The organism is Algoriphagus persicinus (assembly GCF_035156415.1).
Lineage (GTDB): Bacteria > Bacteroidota > Bacteroidia > Cytophagales > Cyclobacteriaceae > Algoriphagus > Algoriphagus persicinus.
Genome location: NZ_JAYEEY010000058.1, coordinates 1 through 6597 on the forward strand (window position 1 = coordinate 1; position 6597 = coordinate 6597).

The following is a 6597-nucleotide window of genomic DNA, read 5'->3' on the forward strand; positions in this document are numbered from 1 at the left end:
TTCCACGGGTTTGGCAGAGGTGGATTACAATGATTTTTTCACTTCTGGGGTTTACCTGGGAAGGCTTGGCGGAACAGATGCGGGAGACCTTGCCGCATGGAGAACGTTATCCGGAAAAGACGCGAATTCATTGAATGCTGATCCACAGTATGTTTCTGCTACCGATTTATTGGCTCAAAGTCCGAGTCTCACAGAAGCTGGAGCTGATTTAACTTCATTTGTTTCCACAGATATTGATGGTAATCCTAGAACAGCTCCAGTAAGTATCGGAGCAAATGAATTTGCGATAGCAGGCCAACCTTTGATAGGTGATTATACCCTTGATCCGAATGGAAGTGGAGACCGAAACTTTCCTTCATTTGCTGCAGCTTCTGAAGCTTTGACCTTGAATGGAATTTCAGGAGCAGTTCGTTTTTTAATCGCTAATGGCACTTATACTGGACAAGTTAATTTGGGATCGGTTTCAGGTGCCTCCGATACTTTTACAATCACTTTTGAATCAGTAAATGAAAATCCAGACCTCGTATTAATCAGCCATACAGTAGATTATACCTTGAAGCTGGATAATGCTGAACATTATATTTTTAAGAACCTGACTTTTGAAACTTCTGGAATAGCTCAAGTTATCCAAATAAGAAATCGGGCGACTAATTTACTTTTTGATGGATTGAAAATTGAAAGTCCAATTTCAACAGGAACTAGCGCATCGAAGAAAGCGCTTGATATTGCTCCTTCATTTGGGCAAAATATCCGGGTTTTAAATAACACGTTAACAGGTGGACTTTATGGTATATATATCTCCTCGAATGGTAGTAATAATCGCATGTCAGGAACACTAGTAAGCGGAAATACACTAAATGAAATAGGTTTTAGAGGCATTTATCTCAACAATCAGTTAAACCCGGAAATTATTGGAAACACGCTTAATACCAGCTCTTCGGAAGATCAGATTTCGATTTATGCTGAGAATGTTTCGGAAGGATTGTTAGTAAAAGATAACCGAGTTGTCAGTGGAAAAGGTAATGCCCTCAGGTTGGTAAATATTGCTGGTTCAGCTTCTATTTTAAATTTGGTTTATAATAATTTCTTCTACTCCGAGGGCCCAAATCGAGCTGTTTACTTGTCCACGTCAAGCTATCTTCAGTTCTATCATAATTCCATCTGGAATCAATCAGCTGGTGCGGCTTTGGATTATGTTTCTGGAGGAAATAACAATAAATTCATCAACAATATTTTCCAATCTGGAACAGGTTACGCCTTGAAGTTGTCTACGATATCAGCTATTGAGGAAAGTAATTTTAATAACCTTTTTACTGCAGGAAGTAATCTGGGAGTATGGGGAAATACCATAGTTTCTAATCTTTCTACTTGGAGGAGTACTTCTTCTATAGATTTGAATTCAGTTACTGTTAATTCAGACTTTTTCTCTAGTTCTAATCTGATTCCACAGAATGAAGCATTGGCTGCTAATGGGTTTGATTTGACTTCCANTTCAGTTACTGTTAATTCAGACTTTTTCTCTAGTTCTAATCTGATTCCACAGAATGAAGCATTGGCTGCTAATGGGTTTGATTTGACTTCCATAGTAACCGATGACATTGAAGGTAATCCTAGAACAGAGCCTGTAAGTTTGGGAGCTGTTGAGTTTACTGCTGTAAATGGATTGGATATATCTATTAATCAAATCACTGCTCCATCTTCAGATTGTTCTTTGACTTCACAGGAGTCAGTTTCTATTCGTATAGAAAATTTAGGGACTACTTTTGCAGAAAACTTAACTCTAGCTTTTTCCATTGATGGAAATGAAATTGTACAGGAGACTTTGCCTGTAGGATTAGTGCTTTCCCCTGGAGAAATTTATACATATACCTTCACCCAGAAAGCAGATTTAAATTTAAAAACAGATTATCTGATTGCGGGGTATTTGATTGGAACAGATGAAAACCCAATTAATGACCGTGCTGAAAAGAATATTACGCATTACCCGGATATTATAGCTTCGATTACTCCGGATCAAATTATATGTAAAAACACAATCGCGAATCTCACTGCAACTGGAGGTACATCTTATCTCTGGAGTAATGGTCAGACCACTGCTTCTATTTCAGTAAGTCCACTAATATCGACAACTTACTCAGTGAAAGTGACCAATGAAAATGGTTGCTCGGTTACATTACAAACCAATGTTGAAGTAGCAGAAATCCCAAGTCTTCAATTTGTGGGTGACACAGACTATGAAAGCGTGTTCGTTAATCCTACGGTTGGAACTGATGAAACAGAATTTGTTTTCCGGGTTAAGTATTCCGAGCAGAATGGCGCACTTCCAGGAGCTGGATATCCAAAAGTCCTGATGAGTTCGGCACTACAAAACTTAGAGTTTGTGATGTTAGAGGAAGATCCAGCGGATCTGGATGTCACGGATGGTAAGATATATGTCGTTGCTGTTTCTGGATTGACGAATGATGCCGATTGGAGTACTCGAATTGAAACATCAAATAGTGGTGGCTGTTTTGCCGCTCCTCTTATAAGTAATCGTCCATTAGTGACAACTGATTTCTTGGACATCGCAATTTTTGCAAATGATATTTTGTTCAGTGATGATGAGCCCGCTATAGGTGAGACTTTTACGATTACTGCCAAAATCACAAATACCTCAGATTACCTAGCTGAGAATTTTGATATCTATATTTTCGATGATCAGACACTTATCAAAACAGACCAAATCACAGCGGTAGGACCTCAATCATCTACACAGTATTCATTTGATTATGCTTTCACTAATTCAGGGTTCCATGAAGTCAAGGTAGTACTGGACTCTGCTCAGGTTCTGCTTGAGAAAAATGAGTTGAATAACTTCGCAATTCGATTCTATGCGCTTCCTGAAGGCATTTCGCTTACTGTTAACACCAATAAATCAACCTATTTCCTTGATGAAAATGTAACCGTATCTGGATTGGCGAGCTTTATAGGCTTAGACCCTGCTGTTACACCTAAAGTGAAAAATGCTACAGTTAGTTGGGTTGTGAGCGACGGAAGAGTCAGAACAACTTCTACTTCATCACTAGGAACCTTTGGTACCACTTTTACAGGATTCCCTGTGACGGGCAATTATACCATTTCAGGCTCGGTGGATGACGGACGTTTTGTAAAGGCATTCGGACCATTGCCTATTTCTGTGATTCAGGATCCCGATTATATCGAAAAGCCAGATTTAGTTGGTACTGTTACGATTGATTATGGCGCTACAAATTATTTTCTAGCTGGACAACCAGTAAACGCAACGGCTAAAGTCAAAAATATAGGTAAAGCTGTGGCCGAGAATTTTGTGGTTCGCTACAGCACCTGCGAAGGAACACTAGCAGAATTTGTGGTGGCTTCTTTGAATCCAGGGGAATTTATAGAATATCCATTTGTCACTATTCCTAACGTGATCAATAGTTGTTCGAGTGGGAGTTGCAGTGTTTCTATAGTTGTGGATCCTTTTAATCAGGTAGCTGAAATACTAGAAAGTAACAATTCAGAAACGAAGAACTTTAAAAACTATAGTGCTAACCCTGAATTGAGCCCAAGCATTACCGGTGCTGCCACATTCAATTTGGAAGATCCTTATACTTTCTCTGTTAGAGTAAAAAATGATGGAGGTATTGCTACTCCAGAAGTTGTTCATGTGAATGTATACCTTGATGGTGAGCTTTTTAATTCCAGAGATGTTCCGGTAATCGTTCGCTGTGGGATTGCGATTTTTGAACTTTCATACACTTTCACGACTACTGTACCTCATACTATAGAAGTTAAGGTAGATGAGCCGATTGGTTCAGGGGAAATAGCCGAAGGTGACGAAACTGATAACGTTACCCTTAAGCAGATCACCTATTTACCTAAAAAACCTGATTTAGTGACTGGAGGGTACTATTTATCAGTGGATCCTAAGTTGCCTATTCCAGGTCAAAACTTTACCATAAAAGCTAAGTTCCTCAATAATGGATATACCGATTTGATAGACCCATTTGAAAATAAGTTATCCATTATAGAAGATGGTGTAGAACGAGTAGAGATTTCACGCTATACTGAAGGGCTGGTCAAAAAGGCTGTGGATTCATTAGAGGTTGTAACTCAAATAGCCAACTATGGAAATCATAGTATCACTTTTACCACTGACAATTTGGGTGAAATAGATGAGATTTCTGAGTCAAACAATATTGCTGTTCTTCCACTTTGTGTGGACTTGCGCCCCTCAATAGGCACTTTAAATGGAGTTTGGAGAGGGGGATTCCAAGTCTACACGGTTCAAAATCTTTACGCATATATTCAAAATTCAGGGATTTTTGTTCCAAATAATGTAAATGTCAGATTCTATTTGGATGATGAATTAATCGAGGAGACCATATTGCCTGAGGTGCCGACAACCTATTCTGGGTATGGAAATTACATTTCGATTCCACACATTTTCACAGAGCCTGGCACATTTACGCTAAAAGTGGTAGTAGATGAAACAGAGGAGAATGCTGAGTGTAACGAAGGAGATAATAGCTATTCGAGGCAGATTACCATTAACTCACCTGGACCGGATTTACGAGTTTTGCCACCTTATATATCTCCTACCAAAATCAATCCTGATCTGGGAGAGGAAGTCAATGTCTTTGTTTCGTTTGATAACATTGGAATCGTTCCGGCTGGACCATTCAAAGTTCGTTTGAATGTGAATGGCGTTCAGCTCGGTGATGATGTATTAGTTGCAGGAGTAGGAGCTAGAGAAGATGGGACAGTTGCAATCACTCAACCTTACAGCAGTGTAATCGGAGGGTTAAAAGAACTGCAGGCAATCATCGATGTTGAGGAGGTTCTGGAGGATCCTAACCGGGTTAACAATACAGCAATTCGAACAATTTTTGTAGGAGATGCACCAAATCTATACTTTGAAAATTTAGTGTTGAGTAATGATTGTCCAACAAATGGAGAAACCATCACGGTTGATTTGTTGGTAGGAAATGAAGGAGATTTGGGTACAGAGGGTACGCTTGTACTTTACCATAAAATAGGCGATGAGCTTCAGGAAATTGGAAGGCAACAAGTTAACGTTGGTCCAAAAAGTACAACTCCAATATCTTTTGAGGCCATTGTTCTGAGTAACACATTTGAGCTGTATGCAGAAATAGTAGATGCTTATCCTTATGAGTATAATCTTGAGGATAATTCGATAACCAAAGGCTATTGTGAGAATTTACAGTTCGTTCTGACTTCATCTATTGTAGGTTCGGGAGTAATAACTAGAAGTCCAAATGAAAACAATTTTGACCCTGATTCAGAAGTTATCTTAACGGCAATTCCAGCTGTAGGATGGAGGTTTAAGCAATGGTTGGGCGACGCATCAGGCACATCAGATGAGTTCATTCTTACTATGGATTCTGATAAAAATGTGATTGCTGAATTCGAAGAGATATTCAGAATAGATATCAACATTACCAATGAATCCTGCGTAGATGCTGCAAATGGAAAACTTGAAGTCATAACTTTTGCAGGGACTGGTCCATTTACTCTGGAATTGTTTAAAGAAGGGATCCTAATCTCTACTAATACTAGCTCAAATCTATTTGAAAACTTATCTAAAGGAAATTATGAGGTAAGAGTTACAGATGCTAATTCTAATGTAGTTTCGGAATTTGCTGAAATAGTTGTGAGTGATTTAGAAGCTCCAAATATTAATGTTAAACAGAATATAACGGTCTATCTCAATGATTTAGGTTCAGGCACTTTAACTATAGCTATGGTTGAAAATGGATCTGTTGATAATTGCGGAATAGCCGAGTATTACTTTGAAGATGGTTTAAACACAGTTGACTTCAGCTGCACAAATGTTAGTCAATTAAATTCAGTGAATTACAAAGTCGTAGATACCAATGGGAATGTCGCTACAGAGGCGGTGGACGTAACCGTATTGGATGAAGTTAAGCCAGTAATCACGAATGTTCCTGCGAACATTGAAGTCAATTCAGATGCGGGTATTTGTGCTACGTTAGTTTCTTGGATAGCAGCTGATGCAGCTGACAACTGTGCTATAGCTACGTTCACTTCAGATTTTGCCAGTGGAGACAGCTTCCCAGTTGGGGAGACTACGGTCACTTATACGGCTACAGATATCCATGGCAATAAAGAAACAGCCAGCTTCACGGTGACGGTAACCGATGATGAGGCTCCGGTGATCACCGCAGCTTCTGATATCACCCAGACAGCGGATGCAGGACAATGTGGTGCTGTGGTTGAGATTGTTTCTGCGACAGCCTTGGACAACTGCGAAGTTGGGGAGGTTGGCGGAACAAGAGACGATGGGCTTCCATTGACTGATCCTTACCCAGTGGGTACGACCACCATCACCTGGACTGTGACCGATATCCATAACAACGATGCGGTTCCGGTAGAACAGACTGTGACAGTAACTGATACTGAAGCTCCGGTAATCAACACCAACGGAGATCAAACTGTGGATGCAGAAGCAGGACTCTGCTCTGCAACTGTGATAGTTAGTGCAAGTGCTACTGACAACTGTTCGGTAGGTGATCCGGTCGGTGTCAGAAATGACGGTTTATTGTTGACCGATCC

1 protein-coding gene is annotated in these 6597 nt (G+C 39.9%); it reads left to right on the forward strand.

All coding sequences use genetic code 11. The features are described 5' to 3' along the window. Positions 1-2383: 2383 nt before the first annotated feature. A partial coding sequence (locus U3A58_RS21960; RefSeq protein ID WP_465038369.1) for a CARDB domain-containing protein occupies positions 2384-6597 on the forward strand: 4214 nt, incomplete at its 3' end.